The 25,984-nt window shown below is 73.2% G+C and carries 17 protein-coding genes and 1 pseudogene; 13 read left to right on the forward strand and 5 right to left on the reverse strand.

Annotation, left to right across the window (positions count from 1 at the left end):
• Window positions 1–23: 23 nt before the first annotated feature.
• Window positions 24–1,664: a (2,3-dihydroxybenzoyl)adenylate synthase gene (locus tag ACGF3A_RS40005; protein ID WP_393735665.1), complete on the reverse strand. Its 1,641-nt coding sequence runs from the start codon at window positions 1,662–1,664 to the stop codon at window positions 24–26.
• A 371-nt stretch (window positions 1,665–2,035) separates the two neighbouring features.
• Here ACGF3A_RS40005 and ACGF3A_RS40010 point away from each other — a divergent pair, with 371 nt between their 5' ends.
• From ACGF3A_RS40010 to ACGF3A_RS40025, 4 genes are all read left to right on the forward strand, one after another.
• Window positions 2,036–6,772 (forward strand): amino acid adenylation domain-containing protein, encoded by a 4,737-nt coding sequence (locus ACGF3A_RS40010; protein WP_393735480.1) that lies wholly within the window; start codon window positions 2,036–2,038, stop codon window positions 6,770–6,772.
• Window positions 6,769–7,671, forward strand: a complete 903-nt coding sequence (locus ACGF3A_RS40015) for a thioesterase II family protein (RefSeq protein WP_393735481.1) — start codon at window positions 6,769–6,771, stop codon at window positions 7,669–7,671. The genes ACGF3A_RS40010 and ACGF3A_RS40015 overlap by 4 nt, the downstream gene beginning before the upstream one ends.
• 9 nt (window positions 7,672–7,680) lie before the next feature.
• On the forward strand, window positions 7,681–9,210 hold the full coding sequence (locus ACGF3A_RS40020) for an amidophosphoribosyltransferase (protein WP_393735482.1): 1,530 nt from the start codon (window positions 7,681–7,683) through the stop codon (window positions 9,208–9,210).
• 70 nt (window positions 9,211–9,280) lie between these two features.
• Window positions 9,281–9,991: a response regulator transcription factor gene (locus ACGF3A_RS40025; RefSeq protein WP_393735483.1), complete on the forward strand. Its 711-nt coding sequence runs from the start codon at window positions 9,281–9,283 to the stop codon at window positions 9,989–9,991.
• A 76-nt stretch (window positions 9,992–10,067) separates the two neighbouring features.
• Here ACGF3A_RS40025 and ACGF3A_RS40030 read toward each other — a convergent pair whose 3' ends face one another.
• Genes ACGF3A_RS40030 through ACGF3A_RS40040 form a run of 3 tightly spaced genes read right to left on the reverse strand, consistent with a single transcriptional unit; the run spans window position 10,068 to window position 13,191 of the window.
• Complete coding sequence (locus tag ACGF3A_RS40030; RefSeq protein WP_393735484.1) at window positions 10,068–11,006, reverse strand: M56 family metallopeptidase; 939 nt, start codon at window positions 11,004–11,006, stop codon at window positions 10,068–10,070.
• Window positions 11,003–11,374, reverse strand: coding sequence for a BlaI/MecI/CopY family transcriptional regulator (locus ACGF3A_RS40035; RefSeq protein WP_393735485.1), 372 nt, complete (start codon window positions 11,372–11,374; stop codon window positions 11,003–11,005). The genes ACGF3A_RS40030 and ACGF3A_RS40035 overlap by 4 nt, the downstream gene beginning before the upstream one ends.
• A 29-nt stretch (window positions 11,375–11,403) precedes the next feature.
• Window positions 11,404–13,191 carry a fatty acyl-AMP ligase gene (locus ACGF3A_RS40040; RefSeq protein WP_393735486.1) on the reverse strand — a complete coding sequence of 596 codons (1,788 nt, stop codon included), beginning with the start codon at window positions 13,189–13,191 and terminating at the stop codon, window positions 11,404–11,406.
• 296 nt (window positions 13,192–13,487) lie between these two features.
• On the opposite strand from ACGF3A_RS40040, the gene ACGF3A_RS40045 reads away from it, so the two are divergent.
• From ACGF3A_RS40045 to ACGF3A_RS40080, 8 genes and pseudogenes are all read left to right on the forward strand, one after another.
• Window positions 13,488–13,754: a MoaD/ThiS family protein gene (locus tag ACGF3A_RS40045; protein ID WP_393735487.1), complete on the forward strand. Its 267-nt coding sequence runs from the start codon at window positions 13,488–13,490 to the stop codon at window positions 13,752–13,754.
• 6 nt (window positions 13,755–13,760) lie between these two features.
• Complete coding sequence (locus ACGF3A_RS40050; protein ID WP_393735488.1) at window positions 13,761–14,585, forward strand: acyl-CoA thioesterase; 825 nt, start codon at window positions 13,761–13,763, stop codon at window positions 14,583–14,585.
• Window positions 14,582–16,336 (forward strand): acyl-CoA dehydrogenase, encoded by a 1,755-nt coding sequence (locus ACGF3A_RS40055; RefSeq protein ID WP_393735489.1) that lies wholly within the window; start codon window positions 14,582–14,584, stop codon window positions 16,334–16,336. The genes ACGF3A_RS40050 and ACGF3A_RS40055 overlap by 4 nt, the downstream gene beginning before the upstream one ends.
• Window positions 16,337–16,396: 60 nt before the next feature.
• Window positions 16,397–16,639, forward strand: coding sequence for an acyl carrier protein (locus ACGF3A_RS40060; protein ID WP_393735667.1), 243 nt, complete (start codon window positions 16,397–16,399; stop codon window positions 16,637–16,639).
• Window positions 16,636–18,987 (forward strand): acyl-CoA dehydrogenase family protein, encoded by a 2,352-nt coding sequence (locus tag ACGF3A_RS40065; RefSeq protein ID WP_393735490.1) that lies wholly within the window; start codon window positions 16,636–16,638, stop codon window positions 18,985–18,987. Before ACGF3A_RS40060 ends, ACGF3A_RS40065 begins: the two co-directional genes overlap by 4 nt.
• Before the next feature lie 215 nt (window positions 18,988–19,202).
• A complete protein-coding gene (locus ACGF3A_RS40070; protein ID WP_393735491.1) occupies window positions 19,203–20,747 on the forward strand; it encodes a DHA2 family efflux MFS transporter permease subunit in 1,545 nt (514 codons plus the stop codon).
• Complete coding sequence (locus ACGF3A_RS40075; protein WP_393735492.1) at window positions 20,744–22,177, forward strand: MFS transporter; 1,434 nt, start codon at window positions 20,744–20,746, stop codon at window positions 22,175–22,177. Before ACGF3A_RS40070 ends, ACGF3A_RS40075 begins: the two co-directional genes overlap by 4 nt.
• A gap of 172 nt (window positions 22,178–22,349) precedes the next feature.
• Window positions 22,350–22,481 (forward strand): annotated as a pseudogene (locus ACGF3A_RS40080) (ABC transporter ATP-binding protein); the annotation flags it as partial.
• Window positions 22,482–22,739: 258 nt separating this feature from the next.
• Here the strand turns inward: ACGF3A_RS40080 and ACGF3A_RS40085 are convergent.
• Window positions 22,740–24,755 carry an APC family permease gene (locus tag ACGF3A_RS40085; RefSeq protein WP_393735493.1) on the reverse strand — a complete coding sequence of 672 codons (2,016 nt, stop codon included), beginning with the start codon at window positions 24,753–24,755 and terminating at the stop codon, window positions 22,740–22,742.
• 159 nt (window positions 24,756–24,914) lie between these two features.
• On the opposite strand from ACGF3A_RS40085, the gene gap reads away from it, so the two are divergent.
• Window positions 24,915–25,931, forward strand: coding sequence for a type I glyceraldehyde-3-phosphate dehydrogenase (gene gap, locus ACGF3A_RS40090; protein WP_393735494.1), 1,017 nt, complete (start codon window positions 24,915–24,917; stop codon window positions 25,929–25,931).
• Window positions 25,932–25,984: the final 53 nt, after the last annotated feature.

Raw genomic sequence — 25,984 nt, forward strand, 5'->3', positions numbered from 1 at the left:
GAGGGGGGATCACGGGGCGGCGCTCAGGAGGCCGACCGGGCCGACCGTTCGCCGCTGTCGGCGGCGCGGCGGGCGAGGGCGCGCTTGTCGACCTTGCCCACGCCGGTCACGGGCAGCGCGTCCAGCAGGTGGACGAGGTCGGGGCACTTGAACGCGGCGACACCCCGCTCGTCGAGGAAGGCGGCCAGGTCGGGCTCGGCGGTGTGCGGGGCGCGCAGCACCAGGAACGCGCAGGTGCGCTCGCCGAGATAGGGATCGGGCACCGGCACCACCGCCGCGTCGAGCACGGCGGGGTGGGCGCGCAGATGCCCCTCCAGCTCGTCCGCCGAGACCTTGTCGCCGCCCCGGTTGACGAGGTCCTTCTGCCGTCCCTCGACGACGAGTTCGCCACCGGGAAGCACGCGTACGAGATCGCCGGTGCGGTAGAAGCCGTCGGGAGTGAAGGCGCGTGCGTTGTGCTCCGCCGCGCGGTAGTAGCCGCGGGGCGTGTAGGGCCCGCGGGTCAGCAGCTCGCCGACCTCGCCGGGGGCGACGTCGCGGTCCTCCTCGTCCACGACGCGGATCTCGTCGTCGGGGCTGAGCGGGCGGCCCTGGGAGACGGCGGTCAGCTCCTCGTCGTCGGAGAGCCGCGTCATGCTCAGCAGCCCCTCGGCCATGCCGAAGACCTGCTGCAGCGTGCACCCCAGGCCAGACGGCACGCGGCGTGCCACCTCGGGCGACAGCCGGGCGCCTCCGACCTGGAGGAGCTGGAGACTGCCGAGGTCGGGGGTGTCCCACTCGGCCGCTTGGAGCCACAGGGCGGCGAGCGGGGGCACCGCGGAGGTGATCGTCACCCGGTGCGCGGCGATGAGGGGGAAGACGGTCTCGGGCCCGGGGGAGCGGCTGAGCACGACGGTCCCGCCCGCGCCGAGGGTGCCGAGCACGCCGGGGCAGGCCAGCGCGAAGTTGTGCGCGACGGGCAGCGCGGCGAGATAGACCGTTCCGGGGCCCAGGCCGCACAGCTCGGCGCTGGCGCGGGCGTTGTACGCGTAGTCGTTGTGGGTGCGCGGGATGAGCTTGGGCAGCCCGGTGGTCCCGCCGGAGACCAGCAGCAGCGCGGGGGCGCCGGGGTCGGGCTCGGGGAGGGAGGCCGGGAGCGGCGCGGACCCGGCGCGTTCGACCGCGTCGAGACCGTGGGCGCGGTGTCGGCCGGGATCCCCGTCGACCAGGACGTGCCGCAGCTCGGGGACCTCGGCCCGGACCGTGTCGGCCAGTTCGCGGTGGTCGAAGCCGGTGACCGGGTCGGTCGCGGGCACGGCGTAGGCCACGGCGCCGGTCTGCCGGCACAGATGGACGATCTCGCTGCGGCGGTACGCGGGCAGCCCCAGGACGGGCACGGCGCCGATCCTCAGCAGAGCGAAGAGCAGCACGAAGAAACCCGGCTCGTTGGGCAGTTGGACCACGACGCGGTCGCCGGGGCGCAGTCCGAGCCCGGCGAGTCCGGCAGCGAGCCGGGCCGCGCGCTCCTCCAGCTCCGGGTAGGTGAGGGAGCCGCCGTCCCAGACGAGTGCTGCTCCCTCGCCCCGCGCGCGGGCCCCTTCGGCGAGCAGCTCGCCCAGCGGCCGGTCCCTCCAGTACCCCGCCGCGCGATAGCGCGCGGCCTGCTTCTCCGGCCATCGAACCATGTCCACGGTGAATCGCACTCCTCGGTGACAGGGAAATCGAGAAAACGGGAACGCGGCCGGGTCCAAGAATTCTGGAAGGCCGACACCGTGTAAATAGTTCCCCAGCTTGCCGGGAGCCGAGTCAATAACGGAATGATTACTTTCTGGAAAACCAACGAAAAATTGACTGGCGATTTCGGGGGGTGAAGTGGCTGTATGTGAGGAAAAAGGGGACATACCTGGGGCAGGTATTGTCCCTTCGATTACCTACCTTTTCGCTGTCCTGCGACTGACGTAGATTGGCTGACCGTGTCCCGGGTCGGGAATGAATTCTGGAATGCCCTTCTTCCCGGTCTCGCACTGAATTCCAAAAGGCGTGGAAAGGATTGGCCATGGCGCAGGACGATCCCGCTGTCGACCCGCGTGTCGACCCCCGGGTGAGCGAGGCGGTTGCCGAGGTCCTCGGGACCCGCCCGGCGGCGCTCGCGGCCGACGACAACCTCATCCGCCGCGGGCTGGACTCGATACGCACCATGGCGCTGCTCGGCCGATGGCGCGCCCAGGGCGCCGAGGTCGACTACGCGGAGCTGGCGCGCGAGCCCACCCTGGCCGCCTGGTCCAGGCTGCTGGCCGAACGCCGATGTCCGGGCGCGCGGCAGCCGCACGGCGAACACGGTGAACAGGGCGAACAGGGCGGCCGGGAAGCGGGGCAGGCGCCCCGGGACGGCGCCGGGCGGGCGGCCCGGAGCGAGGACGCCCCCTTCCCGCTCACCCCTGTGCAGCAGGCGTACTGGCTCGGCCGCGGCGAGGGCCGGACGCTGGGCGGCAACTCCTGCCACGCGTACATGGAGTTCGACGGGCACGGCGTCGTCCCGGACCGGCTGGAGGACGCCGTCCGGGAGGTGGTCGCGCGGCACGCCATGCTGCGGGCCGTGTTCGCCGAGGACGGCACCCAGCGCATCGCCGCGGACTCGGCCTGGCCCGGCCTGACCGTTCACGACCTGCGCGAACTGACGGCGGATCAGGCGCGGGAACGGCTGGAGTCGCACCGTGAGCTCTATGCGCACCGCCGCTTCCCCCTCGCCTCCGGCCCCCTCTTCGACGTCCAGCTCTCCCTCCTGCCGGAGGGTGCCACCCGCGTCCACTTCGACATCGACCTGCTGATCGCCGACGTCCTCAGCATCCAGCTCCTGCTCGGAGACCTGGCGCGCGCCTACGCCCGGCCGGGCAGCGTCACCGGCGACGCCGGACCCGCGTACTCCTTCCCGCGCTACCTCGCCGACCTGGAGACGCACCGGGCCGCCGACCGCGACAAGGCCCGCGCCTACTGGCAGGAGCGACTGCACGAGTTGCCCCCGGGCCCCCGGCTGCCGGTCGCCACCGACCCGGCGACGCTGGCGGCACCCCGGTTCACGCGCCGTACCCATCGCCTGGCCGCATCCGACTGGGAAGCCTTCGCCCGGCACGCGCGGGCCCACGAGCTCACCCCCTCGATGGCGCTCGCCGCCGCCTACGCCGCCGTGCTCGGCGCCTGGAGCGACAAGCAGCACTTCGCCCTCAACCTCCCGCTGTTCGACCGCCAGCCGCTGCACCCGGACGTGCACGGGCTGGTCGCCGACTTCACCAACCTGGTGCTGGTGACCGCGGACACCGGCCAGCGCGAGCCGTTCGCCCGCCTCGCCGCCCGGCTCCAGGCCCGCACCCGTGAGGACGTCACGCACGCCGCGTACTCCGCCGTGGACGTACTGCGCGATGTCGCACGTGCCCGCCCGCAGGAGTCCTACGCGGCCCCCGTCGTCTTCGCCTGCAACCTGGGCGGTCCCTTCGGCGGGGCCTTCGTCGGCGAGGAGTTCCGCACGCACCTGGGCGAGTTCGGCTGGATGCTCTCCCAGACCCCCCAGGTGTGGCTCGACCACCAGGTGTACGAGGACCGGGGCGAGCTGCTGCTCGCCTGGGACGCGGTCGAGGAGCTCTTCCCCGACGGCGTGCTGGACGCCATGTTCGACGCGTACAGCGGACTGCTCACCGGCCTCGCCCGCGTCCCGGCCGCCTGGGACGCGCCCCTGCCCGGGCTCGTGCCCGCCACACAGCTGGAGACGCGCGCGAAGGTCAACAGCACCGCCGCGCCCGAGCCCCAGGAACTGCTCCACCAGGGAGCCGTGGCCGCCGCGCGGCGCGCCCCCGGGGACGTCGCGCTGCGCTGGGACGGCGGCACCATGACCCATGGCGAACTGCTGCGCCGCGCCCTGGCCGTCGCCGACGTGCTGACGGAGACGGGGCACCGGCGCGGGGACCGGGTCGCCGTCGTCATGGACAAGGGCTGGGAGCAGGTCGCCGCCGTCCTGGGCGTGCTGCTCGCCGACGGCGTCTACGTGCCCATCGACACCAACCAGCCGCCCGCCCGCCGCGCGACGGTCATGGCGGACGCCGGTACGCGCCGGGTGCTCACCCAGTCGTGGCTGAGCGCGGAGGGCTGGCCCCCCGGTACGGCACCCCTCGCGGTCGACACCCTCGAACCGGTGCCCGAGGGCACCACACCGCCCCCGGCGCACGCCTCCCGCGAGGACCTCGCCTACGTCATCTACACCTCGGGCTCCACCGGCCGCCCCAAGGGCGTGATGATCAGCCACCGCAGCGCCGTCAACACCCTCACGGACATCAACTCCCGGTACGGCGTGTGCTCCTCGGACCGTGTGCTGGCCCTGGCGGCCCTCGGCTTCGACCTGTCCGTCTGGGACGTCTTCGGCGTCCTCGCGGCCGGCGGATGCCTGGTGCTGCCCGACCCCGCACGCCGCGCCGACCCTTCCCACTGGGCCGACCTGGCCGCCCGGCACCGCGTCACCCTGTGGAACTCGGTGCCCGCCCAGCTCCAGATGCTGGAGCACTACCTGAGCAGCGTGCCGGACCTGGAGCTGCCCGTCCTCCGCCTGGCCCTGCTCTCCGGCGACTGGATCCCCGTGACGCTCCCGGACTCCGTACGCGAACGCATCCCCGGCGTCCGGCTCGTCAGCCTCGGCGGCGCCACCGAGGCCGCCGTATGGTCCATCCACCACCCCATCGGCGAGGTCCCCGCGCACTGGCGCAGCATCCCCTACGGCACTCCGCTGACCAACCAGACCTTCCACGTGCTCGACCCCGCGCTGCGGCAGCGCCCCGAGCACGTGCCCGGCGAGCTGTGGATCGGTGGCACCGGCGTCGCGCTGGGCTACCTGGGGGACCAGGAACGCACCGCCGAGCGCTTCGTCATCCACCCCGACACCGGCGAACGCCTCTACCGCACCGGCGATCTGGGCCGCTGGCTGCCCGACGGCACCATCGAGTTCCTCGGCCGCGAGGACTCCCAGGTCAAGGTGCGCGGGCACCGTATCGAGCTGGCCGAGATCGAGTCCGCGCTGCTGGCCGACCCCCGCGTCGGCTCGGCCGTCGTGACCGTCCTCGGCGAGAGCACGGCCGACCGGACCCTGGCCGCCGTGGTCACCGGCGCGCCCGCGCACCCCGACCCCCCGGACACGGCCGGGCTGCTGCGCTCGGCCGCGACCGCCGGACGACAGGCGCTCCCGGCCCGGCGCAGCGACGGGCTCGCGGAGTCCGTACGGCTGCTGAACGGGGCCGGACTGGCCGCCATGACCGCCGCGCTGCGGGAGACGGACGCGTTCCCCGCGGACGGCACGCCCGTCGGCGCCGCGGAGATCCTGCGCAGGACCGGCACCGTGCCGCGTGCCCACCGCGTCGTACGGCGGTGGCTGACCGCGCTCACCGACGCGGGCCTCCTCGGCCGCGAGGCGGGTACCGGCCGCTACCACTGCCTGGCCGCCGGGAGCCGGAAGGAGCTGAGCGCGGCGTGGAAGGCCGTGGAGGAGCACGAGTGGCAGGCCGGGTACACGCTGTGGCCGCCGTCGGTGCTGACGCTGTTCCGGACCAGCATGGAGCGGCTGCCCGAGCTGATGCGGGGCGAGGAGGACCAGGTGCGGCTCCTCTTCCCTGACGGCGGGACGGAGACCGCGCAGGCCGCGTTCGCCGACAACGACGTCGTCCGCTACCTCAACCGCGCCGCCGCCGGACTCGCCGCCCGGCTCGCGGCCACCGTCCCTCCCCACCGTCCCCTGCGGGTCCTGGAGATCGGCGCGGGTGTGGGCGCCACCACGCGCGAACTGGTGCCCGCGCTGGCGCCGTCGGAGCCGGACTATCTCTTCACCGACGTGTCCCAGTTCTTCCTCACCACGGCCCGCGAGGAATACGCCGACCGACCCTGGATGCGCTTCGGCCTCTTCGACATCAACGCCGACCACCGCGCCCAGGGCTACGGCGCACAGTCCTTCGACCTGATCGTGGCCGCCAACGTCCTGCACAACGCCCGGCACATCGGCCGTACCCTCGACCGGCTGCGCGAGCTGCTGGCCCCCGGAGGCTGGCTCGTCCTCACCGAACTGACCGCCGACCGGCCCGAGCTGATGACCTCCATGGAGTTCCTGGTGCGGCTCGACGGGAAGGCGGGGGAGGGCGCGGACTTCGAGGACCTGCGCAAGGGGCGTGACCAGACCTTCTTCGACGCCGGCGAGTGGAGTGAACTCCTCACCCGTGCGGGAGCGGAGGCGGTCCTCACCCTCCCCGACGGCAGCGGCGAGGGCGGCGGTCCGGTGGCCTTCGGGCAGCACCTGATCGCCGCGACCTTCAAGCGCGGCCAGCACGAGATCCCCGTGGACGACCTGTTCGACCACCTCGCCGACCGCCTGCCGGACTACATGATCCCCGACCGCTTGGAGCCGGTGGACGCCCTGCCGCTCAGCCCCAACGGCAAGGTCGACCGGAAGACCGTGGCGAGCTGGCTGGCCGACTCGCACCGGCAGGCCGCGCTGCGCGGAGCACCGCCACGGGACGCGCTGGAGCGGCGTCTCGCGCAGGAGTGGGAGGCGGTCCTGGCCCAGCCCGAGGGGGCGGTCGCCCGCGACAGCGACTTCTTCGCACTGGGCGGGGACTCGCTGCTGGCCGCCCAGCTCGTCGCCCGGCTCCGCGCCGAGGTCGCCGAGGCCGCTGCCGTCCCCTTCGAGGACCTGCTGCGCGCCCTGCTGCGAACCCCTACGGTCGCAGCCCTCGCGAGCGAACTGCGCACCACGGGAGCCCGGGCATGAACGGCCCGGGCGCGTACGGCGAGGTGCACGGGGATGTGAACGGCAGGGCGGGCGGCGGCGTGTACGGGCAGGCGAACGGGGACGTGAGCGGCGACGCGGACAGCGGCGTCGACGGCCGGGGCGCCGCAGGCACGTGGCTGCGCGTTCCGCACCCCCGGCGCAGGGCCCGGCTGCGCCTGGTGTGCTTCCCGCACGCCGGGGGATCGGCACGGTTCTTCTTCCCCTGGCTGCGCGCCCTGCCCTCCTCCGTCGAGCTGGCGGCCGTGCAGTACCCGGGGCGTGACGACCGGCTGGACGAGCCGATGGCCACCCACATGGACCAGATCGCCCGGCCGCTGGCCGCTGAACTCGCCGCGTGGGGCGACGTCCCCGTGGTTCTCTTCGGCCACAGCATGGGCGCGGTCGCTGCCTTCGAGACCGCGCGCGCCCTGGCGGCGACCGCCCCGGAACGGCTCCGCGCCCTCTTCGTCTCGGCCCACCCGGCACCGGCCGACACCCGCCGGGGCGAGCTGCACCAGCGGGACGACGAGGCGCTGCTCGCCGAGCTGAACCGGCTCAGCGGCACCGACCCCCGGCTCTTCGACGACGAGGGGCTCCGGGAGTTGCTGCTGCCGGCGGTGCGCGGCGACTTCCGGCTCATCGAGCGGTACCGCTACCGCCCCGGCCCGCCCCTCAAATGCCCCGTCACGGCGCTGGTCGGCTCCTCGGACGAGGGCGTGCCCACGCATCTGGCCGAGGGGTGGTGGCAGTACACGACAGGCCCGTTCACCCTGCGGGCCCTGCGCGGTGATCACTTCTACCTCGTGCCACGGCGCGAGGAACTCGTCGCCTATCTGCTGACCAGCCTCGGCGTCCGCACGGGCAGGGCACCGGCGGGCGCCTGGCTCTCGACCCCGTAGGAGGCGGACATGCCCATGGACGAGCCCCGGGAGGCGTGCGGGGTGGCGGGGGTCTGGCAGCCCGCCCCCCGGCACGGCCGGGCGGCGCGGCTGGTGCGCACCATGCTCCTCGCGCTCCAGCACAGGGGCGAACAGAGCGCCGGGCTCGCCGTCGTGCGCGACGGAGCGCTCACCCGGCACGTCGGCTCCGGCCGGGTGGAGGAGGCCCTACCGGCGCCGGACGCGTTGCCCGCCGGGCACGGGGCCATCGGCCACGTCCGTTACGCCACCTCCGGCACCCGGCACGCCCGTACGGAGACGCGTGCCGCTCTCACCCTCGCCCAGCCCGTCACGGCGGGCGCCCCGGGGCGGCCCGCGCTGGCGGTCGCGCACAACGGCACCTTGCAGGAGACCGGCGGGGAGCCCGGCGAACCCGACACCGTTGCGCTGGCGCGCGCCCTGCACGCCGCCGGGGGCCCGCTCCTGGACGCGCTGTGCCGCGTGCTGCCGCGCGTGCGGGGCGCGTACTCCCTGGTTCTCACCGACGGGCAGGCGCTGTTCGGGGTCCGCGACCCGCACGGCTTCCGCCCGCTGTGCCTGGGCAGGGCGGAGGAGACCTGGCTGCTCGCCTCCGAGACCGCGGCGCTGGAGGCCGTGGGCGCGCGCGTGGTGCGCGAGCTGGAGCCCGGCGAGATCGTGCGGGCCGACGCGTCGGGCCTCAGCAGCACGCGGCTGCCCGTACCACCGGTGCCCCCCAGCCTGTGCCTGTTCGAGTACGTGTACTTCGCGCGTGCCGACTCGCGCATCGGCGCGCGCGACGTCCATCAGGCGCGCTACGAGGCCGGGCTGGCTCTCGCCGCGCAGGCGCCGCCTCCGGACGGCGCCGGAGGCACGCGCGGGGCCGTCGTCGTCGCGGTGCCCGACACCGCGCGGGTGGCCGCCGACGGGTACGCCTGGGCTGCCGGACTGCCGCTCGTCCAGGGCCTGTTGCGGCACCGCGGCGTCGGCCGTTCCTTCCTGGGCGGCACCGCCGGGGAGCGGGAGGCGGCGGTGCGGGCCAAGCTCACGGCCGTACCGGCGGCGCTCGCGGGCCGGTCCGTCGTCCTCGTGGACGACTCGCTGGTCCGGGGCACCACGCTGGCCACCGTCGTGGCGATGGTGCGTGCCGCGGGCGCCCGCGGCGTGCATGTGCGGCTGGCCTCGCCCCCGCACCGCTGGCCCTGCTTCTACGGCATCGACACCGGGCGCGGCGACACCCTGCTGGCCGCCGAGGGCGCCGCCCGCGTCGGAGGGGAGTCCGGCGGAGACTCCGACGGGGCCCTCACCACGTGGCTCGCCGAACGCCTCGGCTGCGACTCCGTCGGTTTCCTCTCCCTACCCGAGCTGTTGCGTACCGTGAACGCGGGGGAGCCCGGCGCGGCCTCCCACTGCACCGCCTGTCTCGACGGGCGGTATCCGACGCCGGTCCCGGCGCCGCTCCTCAACGCCGGTGCCACCGAAGGGCGTTCACTGGTGAGGAGCGAAGCATCCCGATCAGGCCGGGAGGCCGAAATGGGTTGACACCTCAACTACGGTGATCAATAGTAGGATTCGCTGGCGGGGTGACGAGCCCTGCCGACGGGGAGGCGCTGTGCAGGGGGATCGCCGCGACGCGTATGCGATACGCACGAAGGCCATAGGGAGCACCACGCTGCTGGTGGACCCTGACGCGTCCTCACGGGCCCTGCTCAGATCGCTGCTGGAGTCCAGCGGCCTGTGCCGCGCGGTCGTCTCCACGGATTCGGTCGCCAATGTCCCGCTGGGCGAGATCACCGATCAGCCCCTCACGGTCGTCCTCTCCTCCGAGGTCGCCCAGAGCGAGCTGGCGCTGCTGGGGCCGCTGCTGGCGGACACCACGACGTACGTGGTGCTCGTCCTGCGCTCGCTGGCGCCCGACCAGCTCTCCGCGCTCCAGGGCACCCCGGCCGACGCGATGGTCTACGCGGAGGACCTCCGGGGCCCCGAGGCCGGCCGGCTGCTCACACCGGGCAACGGGCACGCCCTGGTCTCGGTCTCGTCCGAAGTGCTGCGGCAGCTGCTGCACCTCGCCTCCGGGGACCGCGCGGACTCCGTGCGGCGCCCCCGGCTCACCGACCGCGAGACGCAGACCCTCATCCGGGTGGCCAACGGGCTCAGCAACCGGCAGATCGCACGCGACATGGGCATCACCGAGCACGGGGTCAAGCGGCATGTCGCCAACATCCTGGCCAAGCTCAACTGCCAGAACCGCACCACGGCCGTGGCCGTGGCGCTCCGCAGCGGCCTCATCGAGGCACAGACCCTCACCGCGGGCGCGAACTGAGAACCTGAGGGTCTCAGCGGCCGGGCAGCCCGGCACCGTGAGACCGTCCGGTCCAGCTCGGCCTCGGCGTGGCACCTCAGCAGCACAGCCACCACAGGCCCACGGTCGCGATGAACGGTCCGGTCGCCGTCAGCCCGAGTCCGGCCGCTGCCATCAGCCACTCGCAGCGTCCCGGTCGGCCGTCCGCCGCGGTCAGCCGTGCGAGCCGCAGCTTCACATCGTGACCGGCCGCCTGCCGAGTCGCCGGGCCCGTGGTCGAGGCGATGAGCCCGGCCAGCCCACGGGCCACCGCGCGCTTGCCGTGCCGCCGTGCCGCCGCGTCGTCGGCGGCCAGCTCCGTGAGCCGGGCCATGGCCCGGCGCGCCGTTCCCAGCACGGGGATCCACGGCAGGCTCGACGCCAGAGCTCCGACGACGACCAGCAGTTGGTGGTGCCTGCCCCGCAGGTGCGAGTGCTCGTGCTCCAGCACGGCGGCCAGCGCCTCCGGGGTCAGGGAGCGCAGGGCCCCGCTCGTCAGCACGATCCTCCCGCCGCGCCCCGGCAGGCAGTACGCCGTGGGGCGCGCGTCCTGCAGCAGCACGGCACGGGTCGCTCCCGGCCGCCTCGCGGGGTGCTCGGCGCCGATGAGGTCCAGCTTGACGATGTGCTCCAGGCGCGTCCTGCGGTCCCGAAGCAGCGCCCTGCCGACGGCCCAGAGCGCGCGCAGCGGCGCCCCGATCCCGAGCAGCAGCCCTCCGGTGAACGAGAGCGCCACCACGGGCTGCGAGCCGCTCTGCCCCCACAGCGTCTCCCAGCACCCCTGGCTCAGGAGGAAGAACCGGTCCCCGTGCAGGACCGGGTCCGCGGCCGTCAGTCCGAGCGCGGAGACGGCCAGGACCGTGAGGACGCACAGCAGCGCCCACGCGGCGAGGCCGAGCCGGGGCCAGCGGCGGGACCAGGCCGTGTCCGGCAGCAGCAGCGGCGCGAAGAGCCGGGAGAAGAGCAGACAGGCCGCGACTAAGACGCCGCCGATCATGCGTCGGAGGCCAGGATCCTGCGGACGGTCTCCTGGAGCTCCGGGGAGCCGTTCTCCTCGACCTGCCCTACGAAGTGCATGAGTACGGTCTCCGGATCGCCGCTGTCGCTGAGGACCTGGGTGATGATCTGTGCCGCGCACGCCTCTCTGCTGGTGCTCGCCTCGTACACGTAACGGCGGCCCTCGCGGGTGCGGTTGAGCCACCGTTTGCGGTGCAGCTTGACCATCGTCGTCATCACGGTGGTGTAGGCCAGCGGCTGCGCGCGGCTCTCATTGAGCTGCTCGGTCACCCGGCGTACGGAGACGAGTCCCTCGTCCGCCCACACACACTCCATGACCGCCGTCTCCAGGCTGCCCAACTGCCACATGCCGTTCCTCCTGCCAGGAGCGGGCCATGCTACCGGTGTTCGAACTGCCAGCGCGCCAGCTCGTCGAGCTCGCCGTCGAGGTACTGGCGGCGGGCGAGCCACCGCTGGACCTTCCCGCTGGAGGTCTTGGGGATCGTGCGGGGCCTGATCAGCACGACGGCGTGCGGCGGGAGGCTGAGTTCGCGCGAGACCGTGCGTCGGATGCCGTCGAGGACGGCCGCGTGGTCCTCGACGTCCCCCGCACCCCGCACGGCCCCGGCCCCTGCCCCGGCCTCCGCCTCGTAGACCAGGACGAGCCGTTCGGCGGCGCCCTGCTCGTCCTCGACCGCGAAGGCGGCTCCGCAGTTGCGGCGGATTCCGGCGACAGCGGTCTCGCAGGCCCGTTCGATGTCGACGGGATGGTAGTTACGCCCGTTGACGACGATCAGGTCCTTCATCCGTCCGGCCAGGAACAGTTCGCCCTCAAGGACGAATCCCAGGTCCCCGGTGCGCAGATACGGGCCCTCGCCGTCCGCGGTGGTCGCGCCGAACGTGGCCGCGGTCTCCTCGGGGCGCCGCCAGTAGCCCTCGGCGACGCTCGGCGAGTCCACCCACACCTCGCCGACCGCGCCCTCGGCCAGCGGCTCGCCGTTCGCCGGGTCGACGACGCGCACCCGGGCGCCGGGCGAGGGGGAGCCGCAGCTCACGGCCGGTCTGGACGCTTCACCCGCGGCGGCCGGCCGGGCAGTGCCGTTGTCCTCCAGCGCCTCGCGCGCGAGCGGCACCGTGCGCCAGCCGCCCAGCGGCCTGCCGCCGGTCACGAAGAGCGTGGCCTCGGCGAGGCCGTAGCACGGATAGAACGACTCGGGCCGGAACCCGCTCGGTGCGAAGCGCTCGGCGAAGCGCCGCATCGTCTCGGCCCGTACCGGCTCGGCCCCGGTGAACGTCAGCTCGACGCAGGACAGGTCGAGCTCCGCCACCTCGGCGTCGGTCGCGCGCCGGACGCACAGGTCGTAGGCGAAGTTCGGGCCGCCGGTGATCGTCGCGCGGTACCGGGAGACCATGCGCAGCCAGGAGAGCGGGCGGCGCAGAAACGTCACCGGCGACATCAGCGTCACCGGGATCCCGGAGGAGAGCGGGGTGAGGATCCCGCCGATCAGCCCCATGTCGTGGTACGGCGGCAGCCACAGGCCGCCGGAGCTGTCCGGGTGGATACCGAATCCGTGCGCGATCTGGGCGCAGTTGCTCAGCAGTTGGGCGTGGGTGAGCACGACACCGCGTGGCAGCGCGGTCGAGCCCGAGGTGTACTGGAGCAGCGCCGGTCCGTCCGCCCCGCCTGCCGGGGACGGCTCCCCGGCCCCGTACCCCTCACCCTCCCCGGTGGTGTCGGTGACGATCACGCGGGGGGCGTGCCCGCCCAGGCCGATGGTGAGCCACTCCTCGACGAGCGGCGCGATGTCCGAGGTGGTCAGCACGGTCCGCGCCCCGGCGTCCTCGATGATGGCCGCGAGCCTGGGCAGCGTCCGTGCCAGCCGCGTGGGGTCCGGAGGGAAGGCGGGCACGGCGGGCACGCCCGCGTGGAAACACCCGAACAGCCCGGCCAGATACTCGTTCCCGGGCGCGTAGAGCAGCAGCGCCGGGCCGGTGTGCCGCGCGCCGTCGGCCGTGACCCGGGCGGCGACGGCGCGTGCGCGTGCGTCGAGCCCGGCGTACGTGGTCTCCACGGCCGACCCGTCCTCCGCGACGAACCGGAACCCGGTCACGTCGGGTGACCGGAGCGCCCTGTCGTGCAGCACGCGCGCGAAGTCCACGGCGCCGTGCTCCTGCGAGTGACTCAACCCCCGCTCCTTTCCGGAATTGCGCATGCCGATTTCAGAGGGTCCCCTTTTCCGGATGCGCGACCACGGAAAAGTAATTCATTGCACGGTCGCGGAAAAGGGGAGTGATCGAAGGAGTAATATACCCCCGAAGGGTATAGAGTAATAGAGGTGTAAGGGGGGATTTTCTGGGACGTAATGCCCGGGTTTCAGGTCATTGCCCTGCCTTGCCTGTTTCCTGTATTCATTGAATTCGCGTGCCGGGGGAATTCGGCTTCCGGGGTGTCACGTGTAAATTCTGTGAAGGGGACCGGGCGATGATCGTCAAGGTCAGAGGCGTACTGCTGCGATTCACCAACTACGAGAACGAGATACCCGTCGGCGGGGCCACGGTGCGCGACGGCCTGACCGCGCTGACCGCGCGCTACCCGGACCTCGCCGAGGTGCTGCTGGACCGGGAGGGGGCCGTTCGTGCGACACACCTGATCGCCCTCAACGGCGAACGGCTCTCCCCGGCGGAACTGGACCGGTCGGCCGACGAGGACGACCGGGTGGACATCGTGACAGCGATCTCGGGGGGCTAGCCGGCGATGCCACGCAGTTCCGTCTACGAGGTCGTGCTGGACGCCGGCCTCTTCACGCCCACCCAGCTCCAGCCCACCGCCGCCGGACGCCTCGGCTTCCAGGCCGGAACCCGCTGGATGCGGGACCACGTGTGCAGCCACCGCACCCTCGTCTCCGAGCACGGCCTGGGATTCGTCCTGTGGGCCTGGCAGTTGGAGTACGACAAGCCCCTGCGGTTCACCGACGCCGACGAGGCACGCATCGCGGTCAGCGCCCGCCTGCGCGGGCCCCGCCCCTCGCAGCTGGAGATCGAGACCACCATCTCCGGCCCCGCGGGCCCGGCCGTACGCACCCGGGCCGCGTCCCTGCCGCTGCGGCTCAGCGGCGACCGGGCGCTCTCCGGCGCGCCGGGCAGCCTGCCCGATTCGCTCGTGGCCGCCTTCCGCACGGACGAGGTCCACCGTGCCCCCTACCTCTCCCGGGCCCGCGCGCTGTGGGGCTCCTGCCGTCGGGAGGGGGAGCAGCTGGCGTCGAGCACCACGGAGTTCCGCGTCCACCGCCACCACTGCGAGGTGGCCGACCAGTGGTACTGGGTCGAGTCCCTCGGCTTCGCGGGCGGCGCCCGTGAGGAGTTCGTACGGCGGCACGGGGTGCGCCTTCCCGAACTGCGCCGCGCGCTGGACGGAGGGATCCGCCGGATCGACGTGACATGGCTGCGGGCCGGGCAGCTGTGGGACCTGCTGCCCGTGCGTACTCTCGCCTACCGCCACCGAGGCGGACTCGCCTTCGTGCACGAACTCGGAAGTGCCGAGGGAAGCGGACCGTACGCCCTCGTGGTGGAGCGGACGTGACCGGCCGGACGAGCGCGTCGGCGGGCCCGGCGAGGGCGGCTGCGGACGCGGCGGCCCTGCCCGCGCTGGAGACCGCGGCGGTCTTCGAACGGACCCTGGGCTGCCCCTTCGATCCGAGCACCGGCATGTCCCTCGCCGGAGGCGTACGCGCCGACGAGCGGGAGAGCGAGCCCACGGCGGCCTATGAGGCGGCCTGGGCCGCCGGACTGCACGAGCACATCGTGCCCGCCTCCGAGGGCGGCCGCCTCACCTCCTTCGAGGAGCTGCTGCCCGTCGTACGCGCCGCGTCCCGCCGTGATCTGGCGGTCTCGGTCGGCATGGGCTCCACGCTCCTGGCCGCGGCGCCGGTGTGGATCTGGGGCGAGGAGGCCCAGCGGCGCAGGATCGCGCAGCTCGTGCTCGGCGGAGCGTGGGGCACGGCCGGGATCAGCGAGGAAGCGGCAGGCAGCGACCTGCTGGCCACCCGCACCCGCGCCACACCCGTCCCCGGCGGGTACGTGCTGAGCGGGACGAAATGGCTGGTCGGCAACGGCCGCAGATCGGCCTTCGCCACGGTGCTGGCCGACTCCGAGCCCTCCTTCGGACTCTTCCTGGTCGACTTCGCCGGACGCGGACCCGACGGGGTGGAGCGGCTGGCGAAGATCCCCACCCACGGCCTGCGCGGCCACGACCTGAGCGGATTCACCCTCGACGGCCTGCGCGTCGGCCAGGACGCCGTGCTCGGCCGGCGGGGACGCGGCGTCGAAATGCTCTCCGGCGCGCTCCAGTTCACCCGCACCATGGTCGGCGGCACCAGCCTCGGCGGGGCCGACACGGCACTGCGCATCGCCCTGCGACACGCGCGGACCCGGGAGTTGTACGGACGGCCGGCGCTCACCCTGCCCCCGGTGCGCTCGCTGGTGGCACGGGCCTTCGCCGACCTGCTCGTGGCCGAGTGCGTCGAGTGGGCCGCCGCCCGCGCCCTGGACGTCGCGCGGCGGCGGATGGCGCTGTGGTCGGCGGTGGCCAAGTACGTCGTCCCCCGACTGTGCGTGGAGGCGGTCGAAGCCTGCGGCGAGGTGCTGAGCGCCCGCGCCTACCTGCGGGAGGGCGTCGCCTTCGGCGCCTTCCAGAAGGTGGCACGCGACATCGCGATCACCCCCGTCTTCGAGGGCACCGAACTGGTCCAGCTCGACACGGTCCGCGCCCAGCTCGCCGGTGGCGCACGCCGCGCCGCCGGACCCGCCGAACTGCCCCTCTCCCTGCTGTTCCGCCTCGGCGAGCCGGGGCCCTCGGCCGCCCCGGCCGAGCAGCGGCCCTCGCTCACCTACGGCGCCGCCGACGAGGTCGTCGGCCTCCTGGAGGAGTCCGTGGAGGCTCTGGACGACGAGGAACTCACCCCGCTCGCCCGGCAGTTGCTCGCGGTCCGCGACCAGACCCGGGAGACCTCCCGGCGCCTGGGCACGCGGCGTACGTCCGAGGCCTACGAGTCGGCCCGTCGGCACTGCCTGGTGCACGCGGCCGCCTGCTGCCTGCACACCTGGACACAGCGCCGCACGGCGCTCGGCCCCCTGGCCGCCGAACGGGCCTGGCTCTCGGTCGCGCTGCGCCGCGTCCTGCACCGGCTCGGCCACCCGGCCGCACCGGACCACGAGGCCGAGGACGCGCTGGTGCGGCGGCTCGAAGAACTCGACGACGACGACCGGGCGTTCTCCCTCGCCCCGCTGCGGCTTGCCCCGCAGCACCGGGGGCCGGCGCCCGCCCGAACCTAGGAGGACACCATCACCACCGGACACGGCACGGCCGAGCCCGTCGACACCTGGCTCCTGCCCCTGCTCAAGGAACTCCTCGGCGCGGGCGAGCAGCCCCTTGCGCCCGACCGGCCGCTCGGCGAGCTGGGCATCGACTCGCTCACCGCGGCCCAGCTCTCCGTGGAGATCGAGGAACGGACCGACATCACCATCCCCCTCGAACGCTTCCTGGGCGAGGAGAGCCTCCAGGACCTGGTGCACGAAGTGGAGAACGCCGCGGGCGCCACGGGCGAGGGCGACCCGTCGAGGGGGGACGGGTCATGACGCCCCGTACGCTGGAGTCCGAGGTGGAGCGCGTCCGGCGGGAGACACGGCGCCGGTTCGCAGGCCTCGTACTCGACGGCACCAATCCCGGTTCGTACTTCCGCGAGCACGAGGGCCACACGATCGGCAAGGACGTCCTGGCGCAGGCCGGAGACCTCGGGCTCATCCCGTTCTCGCTGCCGGTCGAGGTGGGCGGCGCCGGACGGGACAAGTTCTCCTGGGGCGTGGTGGTCGAGGAGCTGGCCCGTCTCTCCCTCGACCCCGGCTTCTCCGTGCTGGTCGACACCACCGTCTCGATCACCGAGGTGATTCTGGCCAGCGGCAGGCCGGAGCTGACCGAGCGCTACGTACCGGACCTGGTGGCGGGCCGTAGCTTCGCCGCCCTGGCCGCCTACGAGAGCAGGGACCCCTACGACTACGAGGCCACCGCCCGTCTCGATGGCGACACCTGGGTGCTCAACGGCACCAAGCACTTCGTGACCGGGGCCCGGATCGCCGACCTGTTCGTGCTCTTCCTGCGCGACGAGGCGTCCAACGACATGCTGGCGTTCCTGGTCGAGAAGGACGATCCGGGCCTGACACTGCTGCCCCTGGAGACCATGGGGCTGCGCACCATGGCGCTGGCGCAGGTGGTGCTGCACGAGGTGCGGGTGCCGGGGCGGCGGCTGATGTGGCGCGCGGACGCGCTCAGCCGCCTCAACGCCTACGCGCGCGGTCGCCGGACGATGACCGCGTGCGGCGTCGTGGGTGCCCTGGAAGGCGTGATCGAGAACTGCCTGGAGTCGCTCGCCACGCGCAGGCGCGGCGGGCGCCGGGTGCTGGACCACCCCAACGTCGAGCGCTCGGTGGGGGAGATGCGCGCGCTGCTGCAAGCGGCCCGTGCCGCCACCCATCTGGCGCTGGACAGCACCAGGTCGAGCGAACGCGACCCGTACTTCGACGAACCCGGCACCGTCGCCAAGCACTACGCGGCGGAGTGCGCGGTCCGCGTCGGCGAGTTGGTGATGAACCTCCAGGGCGGCGAGGGCTATGTCACCGGCTTCCCCTGGGAGAGGTTCATGCGCGACGTCCTGGGGATGATCGGCGGCCAGGGCTCCCAGGAGATGCTCCTCATCCAGTTGGGCCAGCGCACTGTGGTCGGCCTGGAGGGCAGGCGCCTGCGCCAGGAAGCGGCCGAGCGGCACATCGCCAAGCTGGCCGAGTCCTGGTGCGCGCTGCACGCGGCCGAGTACGGCGCGGAGGGGGAGTTCGCCGCTGCGGCCCGCGACGTGGTCGCCGCCGCCGGTATCGAACCGGCGGACCCGCCCGCCCCTGGGCCGCCCGCACCCGGCCGGCGTGACGAACTGAGCGCGTTGCTGGACCGAGCCCACGCGCTGCTGGCGGCGATCGACTCCGGACGGCCGCCGGAGCGGATGCCCCCGGGGCCCGAAGGCCGCTTCGAAGGGCGGCTCGCGGACGTCGCCGACCGGGCCTGGGGCCTGCTCGCGTGCGCCGTCGCCCGGGAGAACGGGCTCCTCACCCGGTTCCTGGAGCCCTGTACGCCCAAGGAAGCGGCCGGAAGCCTGCCGCACGGTCTCGTCCAGGACCTGCTGGAGCCCCTGGTCCGGGCCTCGGTGCTGCGCGAGCAGGACGGGGGCCGCTACGTGGCCGAACCGCACCTGGAGCGGGTGCTCATGGGCGGCCCTCGTGCCTCCGCGTTCGCCGCGCGGCTGCGGCGTGCGCTGGCCCACGGCGCCCGGCTGCGCGGCGCGGCGCCCCTCGGACGTGAACTGGCCGCCGGGTGCGGGGACGAGGCCCACATACTCGCCCACGTACTGGTCAACTCCTTGCTCAGACGGCTGGAAGGGCTGCCGGAACTGTTGGCGGAGCCGGAGGCGCGGCTGGGCTGCGCGGCCGGGGACGGCGGTCGGTCGGCCGCCACGCTGGCCAGGCATCTTCCGTTCGTACGGGTGCTCGCGCTGGAGCCGGGTGCCGTCCGGGCGCCGGAGTCCGACGCCGCCTTGCTGAGTTTCCGCACCGGCCACCTCACCGGCTTCGAGGCGGACGACCGCCTGGCCCTCGTGTGGCTGCCCGTCGCCGGACTGTCCAGCGCGCAGTTGCGGAGCGCGGTGGGATCGGCGACGGAGGCGCTCAGGCCCGGGGGCTGGCTCGTCCTGCCGTGCCCCACAGCCCCGCAGCGTGCGCTCGGCGCCGCCGTGACACGCCTGGACGCCGAACTCGCCGGTGCGACGTCGGCGCCGGAGGCGGAGGCCGAGGCGCTGCTGCGGGCAGCAGGGCTGGGACACGTGCGGGTGGCCTGGAAGGAGGAGGTGCTCGGTGTCCGGCTCGTCGCGGCGCGCCGTCCCTAGGTGGGGGTACCCCCTGCTCGAAGAGCTTGGGGGAGGAGTCGCAGGGCGCCGCGAGCCCAGCAAGATCCGCCAGAAGGGGCCCAGGGGAGCTGCTGCCGCGGGTGCCCCCTCACACCTCGCGCAGCGCGCGTACCCGCCTCCTTCCAGCCGGCCCCACTCGTTCCACTCGCTCCTTGTCCCTCCTGGAGGCACCCTTGCCGTCGACAGCCCCTCTCGTGAACGCGCCGATACGCGGTGGCGCCCCGCCCGCAAGGCGGTGGCTCGTCCTCGCTGTGCTCGGCGGAAGCCTGGTGCTGACCGGTCTCGACACCACCGTGCTCAACGTCGCCCTGCCGACACTGGTCGGTGAACTGGGGGCCACGACCAGCGGGTTGCAGTGGATCGTCGACAGCTACGCCCTCATGGCGGGCAGTCTGATGCTGTTCTGCGGCAGCCTCGCCGACCGTCTCGGCCGCAAGTGGGTGTACCTGAGCGGGCTGGTGCTGTTCACGGCCTCCTCGGTGGCCGCCGCGTACGCGGACTCCGTGGCGGCGCTCATCATGGCTCGGGGCGCCATGGGTGTCGGCGAGGCCCTGCTGATGCCCGCGACCCTCGCGATCATCGCGAGCATCTTCCCGAAGGGCCCGGAACGTACGAAAGCCATCGGCATCTGGTCGGCCGCGGTCGGCGTCGGCACGGTCCTCGGGCCGATGGCCGGCGGCTGGCTGCTGAACCACTTCTGGTGGGGATCGGTCTTCCTGATCAACCTGCCGATCGGCCTCGCCATAGTCCTCGCCACGGTCTTCCTCGTGCCCAACTCCCGGGCCCGGCAGATACGCAGGCCCGACGTCCCCGGCGCACTGCTCTCCGTGACCGCCGTGGGCTGCCTGCTGTGGGCGGTGATCGAGGGACCCGACCGGGGCTGGACCAGCGTCCCGGTGCTCGGCGGCATGGCCGCGGGGGCGGTGCTCGTCGGCGCGTTCATCGCCTGGCAGTGGCACAGTCGGGCCCCCATGCTGCCGCTGAGCATCTTCCGGCACCGGGCCCTGGCCGCCGGTGATCTCCTCATCCTGCTCGGCGCCTTCAGCCTGATCGGCATGCTCTTCGTCGTCGTGCAGCATCTGCAGTTCGTCCTCGGCTACAGCGCGGGGGAGACCGGCCTGCGGCTGGGACCCGCGGCCCTCGCTCTGCTGATCGCGGGACCGCTGGCCGGCGTCCTCGCGCCGCGTCTGGGCATGCGGGCCGTCGCCGTGGCGGGCCTCACCTGTCTGGGCGCCGCGCTGGCCGTACTGGGCACGGCGACGGCCGAGGACGGCTACGGACGGGTGCTCGTCTCTCTCCTTCTCCTGGGAACCGGCGCCGGGTTCGTCATCACCTCCACCAGCGACGCCATCATCGGCTCACTGCCGGAGAACGACCTCGGAGTCGGCGCCGCGACCAACAGCGCCTCCCTCCAGCTCGGTGCCGCGACCGGAGTGGCCGTCCTGGGCAGCCTCCTCAACAGCGGCTACCGGGCCGACCTCGACCAGGACCTGGGCCGCACCGCACCGCCCGAACTGCTCGATGCCGCACGCGAATCGCTCGGCACCGCGCTGACCGCTGCCGCAAAGCTGCCCGGCGAAGCCGGAGCCGCCTTCGCCGACACGGCCCGCCGCGCCTTCACCGACGGCATGGGCTCCGCGATGGCTGCAGGTACCGGCGTCTGCGCGCTCGGCATCGTCCTCGCCCTCTGCCTCGCCCCCTCGCGCCCCCGCGACCGCCGACCCAAGGACCCGTCATGAGCCACCACGAGGCCGCCACCCACCACGAATCGCCCGAACAGCGACCCCCCGCCGACCCTCGCCGCTGGACGGCGCTCACCCTCATCTGCCTCGCCCAGTTCATGCTGATCCTCGATGTGACCGTGGTGAACGTCGCCCTGCCCGACATGGCCGCCGACCTCGACCTCGGCCGCACGACACTGACCTGGGTCGTCACCGCGTACACCCTCTGCTTCGGCGGGCTGATGCTGCTCGGCGGCCGTCTCGCCGACGCCCTCGGCGCCCGCCGTACCCTGCTCGCCGGGCTCGCCGTCTTCACCGCTGCCTCACTGGCCACCGGGCTCGCCACCAGCGGGACGGCTCTGCTCGGCGGACGCATCGCCCAGGGCGTCGGCGCGGCGCTGCTGTCCCCCGCGGCGCTCGCCATCGTCACCACCACCTTCCACGGCCCCGAACGCAACCGTGCCCTCGGGATCTGGTCGGCCATCGGCGCCGCCGGTTCGGCCGCGGGCGTGCTCCTCGGCGGCATTCTCACCGACGGCCCGGGCTGGCAGTGGGTGTTCTACGTCAACGTGCCCGTGGGGGTGCTCGTCCTCATCGCCCTCCCCGCAGTCGTCGCGCACCGCCCCCCGCGCCCGGCCCGCCTCGACCTGCCCGGCGCGCTGCTCGTCACCGCCGGTACCGGGGCGCTGATCTACGGCCTGGTGGAGGCGGGCGACTCGGGCTGGTCCGGCCCCGCCACGCTGCTGCCCCTCGCCGCGGCGATCGTCCTCTACGGCGTCTTCGCGGCCGTCGAACGCGCCAGCAGCTCCCCGCTGATGGACCTCCGCATGTTCACCCGGCGTCCCGTGGTGGCGGGCTCGTTCCTGATGCTCATCGCCACCGCGCTGCTCATCGCGTTCTTCTTCCTCGGCTCGGTGTACCTCCAGCACGTCCGAGGCCTCAGCCCGATGAGGACCGGACTCGTGTTCCTGCCCGTGGCCGCGGCGACCGCACTCGGCGCACACCTCGGCTCACGGACGGTCGGCAAGCTGGGCAGCCGTACGACCGCGGTCACCGGTATGACCGTCGCCGCGCTGGGTACCGTGCCGCTGGCCTGGTTCCTGGACGGCGGCGGGGTCGGCACGGTCCTGCTCCCCGGCTTCGTCGTTGCCTCCTTCGGTATCGGCGCGGTGTTCGTCACCGCCACGACCACGGCCCTCGCCATGATCGACCACCACGAGGCCGGACTCGCCTCGGGAGTCGTCAACACCTTCCACGAGGTGGGCGGTTCGATCGGCGTCGCCGTCGTCTCCACGGCGGCCGCGGCCGGCATCGAACGCGGCGCCGTCTCCGGCTTCACCACCGCCTTCGCCGTCTGCGCGATCGGTGCGGCGGTCAGCGCCCTGGCAGCCCTGGCCCTGGTGCCCACGGGCAAGCCGCAGATGTCGGGCGGCATGCATGCGCACTGAGGGGACGGCTCCGGAGAACGCGAGAGCCGAGGCCGCAGGTGTGAGTGACGCTTTCGTCCATGCGCTCCCATGTCCGCCGACGACGCTGGTGCGGTGCTCGTGACTCGTGGTCATCACGGGCACCGCTGCCGTCATGGGGAGGACGTACGACTCGCAGCCGGTCCCTCTCAGGAATGGTCTCGATCCCGAGGGAATCGTGTGGATCCGCTCTCTCATGCGCAGGATGGCCGCCGAGGGACCTGCCGTGCTGATGTCCAGCCATCTGATGAGCGAGATGGAGCTGACTGCCGACCATCTCCTCGTCAGGCGTCCCTGGAAAAGGCATTCATGGACCTGACCCCTGCACGACCTGAGAGCCCTCGCCCCGGGCCGGACGGTCACCCTGACCGGGCCCGGCGGCGGCCCGTCCGGCGGCGCGCCCTCACCTCAGACCGTGCACGACGCACTTCGCGGCCCGCGAGGACCTCGCCGAGCAGGGCGGGAAGCTCACGTACGGACGTGTGGTGGATGACGGGGACCTGATCACCTGCGGCGGCATCAGTCCGTCCGGTGTCCCGTCCCGTCAGCGCTTGCGCTGGGGCGGCGGGTGGCCGCGGCGGACCGCGCCGGGTGCCGATACGGCGGGGCGGTCGGCGCGTGCGGAGGAGGCGAGTTGCCAGGGGACGCTGATGACCGTCACGCCGGGGGTGAACAGCAGGCGGCTCTTGAGCCACAGGGCGGACTGGTTGTGCAGGAGGTTCTCCCACCAGTGGCCGACCACGTACTCGGGGATGAACACGGCGAGCAGGTCGCGTGGACTGTCGCGGCGGACCGAGCGCACGTAGTGGACGACGGGGCGGGTGATCTCGCGGTAGGGCGAGTCGAGGACCCTGAGGGAGATGTCGGTGCCGAGGGTCTGCCACTGGTCCTCCAGGGTCCGTGTGTCGTCCCGGTCGACGGCGACGGTGAGGGCCTCCAGCCGGTCCGGCCGGAAGGCCCGTGCGTAGGCGAGGGCCCGGAGCGTCGGCTTGTGGAGGGTGGAGACCAGCACGATCGCCACGATCCTGGAGGGCGGGCGCAGTTCGTCACGCGGGTCGGTGACGGCGAGTTCGGCGGCGGTGGCGTCGTAGTGGCGGCGGATGCCCCGCATCGTCAGCCAGAGGACGGCGGCGGCGAGGACGGCGAGCCAGGCTCCCTGGGTGAACTTCGTCGCCAGGACGATCACCAGGACCAGGCCGGTGACGACGGCCCCGACCGCGTTGAGGGCGCGGATCAGGTGGTGACGGCGGCGCTCCGCCGGGTCGCTGAGGGTGCGCAGCACCCCGTTCCAGTGACGCACCATGCCTGACTGGGAGAGCGTGAAAGAGGTGAACACGCCCAGGATGTAGAGGTGGATGAGGCTGGTGACGTCGGCCTCGAACCCCCACAGCAGCAGCCCGGCCATGGTCGCCAGGGCGAGGATGCCGTTGGAGAAGGCCAGCCGGTCGCCGCGGCTGTGCATCTGGCGGGGCAGGTAGCGGTCGCGGGCCAGGATCGAGGCCAGCAGCGGGAAGCCGTTGAAGGCGGTGTTCGCGGCCAGGATCAGGATCAGGGCGGTGGCCGCCTGGATGGCGTAGAAGCCGACGCTGTGCTCGCCGCCGAAGACGGCGGCGGCGACCTGGGCGATCACCGTGCGCTGATGGACGGAGCCGCAGTCGCCGTCGGCGCCGGTCAGCCGGCAGGCGTCGTCGGCGATGTGCACCTTGGAGATCAGGGCCAGCGTGGTGACGCCGACGAACATGGTGAGGGCGAGGGCGCCCATCGCGGCCAGGGTGGTGGCGGCGTTGCGGGACTTGGGCTTGCGGAAGGCGGGCACGCCGTTGGAGATCGCCTCCACCCCGGTCAGCGCGGTGCAGCCGCTGGAGAAGGCCCGCAGCACCAGCATGACCAGGGCCAGGCCGGTCAGGTCGGCGCTGCCGTCGGCGGGCTCGATGCCGTGGGCGGCGCTCTCCGCCACGGGCGCGTCGCCGAGCGCGTAGCGCACCAGGCCTGTGGCGACCATGATCAGGATGCCGCCGATGAAGAGGTAGGTCGGGGCGGCGAAGGCGCGGCCCGACTCGCGGACACCGCGCAGATTCACCGTGGTGAGCAGGACGACGAAGCCCACGGCGAGCAGGACGCGGTGCTCGGCGAGCTGCGGCAGCGCGGAGAGGACGTTGTCCACCCCGGAGGCGACGGAGACGGCCACCGTCATCACGTAGTCGACCATGAGCGACGCGGCGACCAGCAGGCCGGCGGACGGGCCCAGGTTGGTCGAGACGACCTCGTACGAGCCGCCGCCGCTGGGGTAGGCGCGCACGACCTGCCGGTAGGAGAGGACCACCACGGTCAGCAGCAGCACCACAGCGGCCGCGATCCACGGGACGAAGTGCAGGTACGCCAGGCCGCCGAGGGTGAGGACGAGCAGGATCTCCTGCGTGGCGTAGGCCACGGACGACAGCGGATCGGAGGCGAAGACCGGCAACGCCAGACGCTTGGGCAGCAGCGTCTCCTGCAGCTCCTCGCTGCGCATGGCCCTGCCGAGCACGAGGCGCTTGAACACGCCGGTCGCCTTGGGCATACAGCGAGCCTAGGGGCCGCGCCGGGCGGACGTGCGGACCGGCCGGACACGCAGGGCCGTTCGGCCCCCGGGCCGTCCCCTCTTCGGCCCTGTGGTCCCGTCGCGTACCGCAAGGAGCATGTGCGTGACGGGGGCCGCTGACGGCAGAGGGAGGACGGCATGACGGTCAGGGTCGGCATCAACGGCTTCGGGCGGATCGGGCGCTGCTGCTTACGGGGAGCGCTGGAGCGCGCCGAGGGCAAGGGCACCCCCGTGGAGGTGGTGGCGGTCAACGACATCGCGCCGGAGGCGGTCCTCGCCCACCTGCTGGAGTACGACTCCACCTACGGCCGCCTCCAGCGGCCCGTCTCCCACGAGACCGGTGTCCTGACGGTCGGGGGCAGCCACATCGCGGTGACCGCCGTACGCGATCCCGGCGCACTCCCCTGGGCGGAGCAGGGGGTGGACGTGGTGATCGAGTCCACCGGACGGTTCCGGGCCCGTGAGGACGCGGCGCGGCACCTGGAGGCGGGCGCGCGCAAGGTCCTCCTGTCGGCACCGGGCAAGGGCGCCGACGCCACCGTGGTGATGGGCGTCAACGAGTCCGTGTACGACCCGGCGCGGCACCACGTCGTCTCCGCGGCCTCCTGCACCACCAACTGCGTCGTGCCGATGGTGCGGGTGCTGCACGAGCGGTTCGGCATCGAGCGCGGGCTGATGACCACCGTGCACGGCTACACCAACGACCAGTCGCTGCTGGACGGCCCGCACAAGGACCTGCGGCGCGCCCGGTCGGCGGCGCTGAGCATCATCCCCACCAGCACCGGGGCGGCGCGGGCCGTCGGCGCGGTCGTGCCCGAGCTGGACGGCGCCCTCGACGGCCTGTCCCTGCGCGTCCCCGTGGAGGACGGCTCGCTCACGGACCTGACCGTGGTGCTGCGCCGTCCGGCGGACGCGGACGAGATCAACGCCGCGTTCACCGAGGCGTCCCGGGGCCCGCTCAGCGGCGTGCTGCGGGTCAGCACGGCCCCGATCGTCTCCCGCGACATCGTCGGCGACCCCGCCTCCTGCGTCGTGGACGCGCCCCTGACCCAGACCAACGGCGCCCTGGCGAAGGTCTTCGGCTGGTACGACAACGAGTGGGGCTACGCCAACAGGCTGCTCGACCTGGCCGAGTTCGTCTCCGACCGGCTCTGACCTTCACGACGGCCGCCCACGGGCACGGCCCACGGGCAGGAATGAGGCGAACG

It is taken from the genome of Streptomyces sp. NPDC048172, assembly GCF_043202595.1.
Classification (GTDB): Bacteria; Actinomycetota; Actinomycetes; order Streptomycetales; family Streptomycetaceae; genus Streptomyces.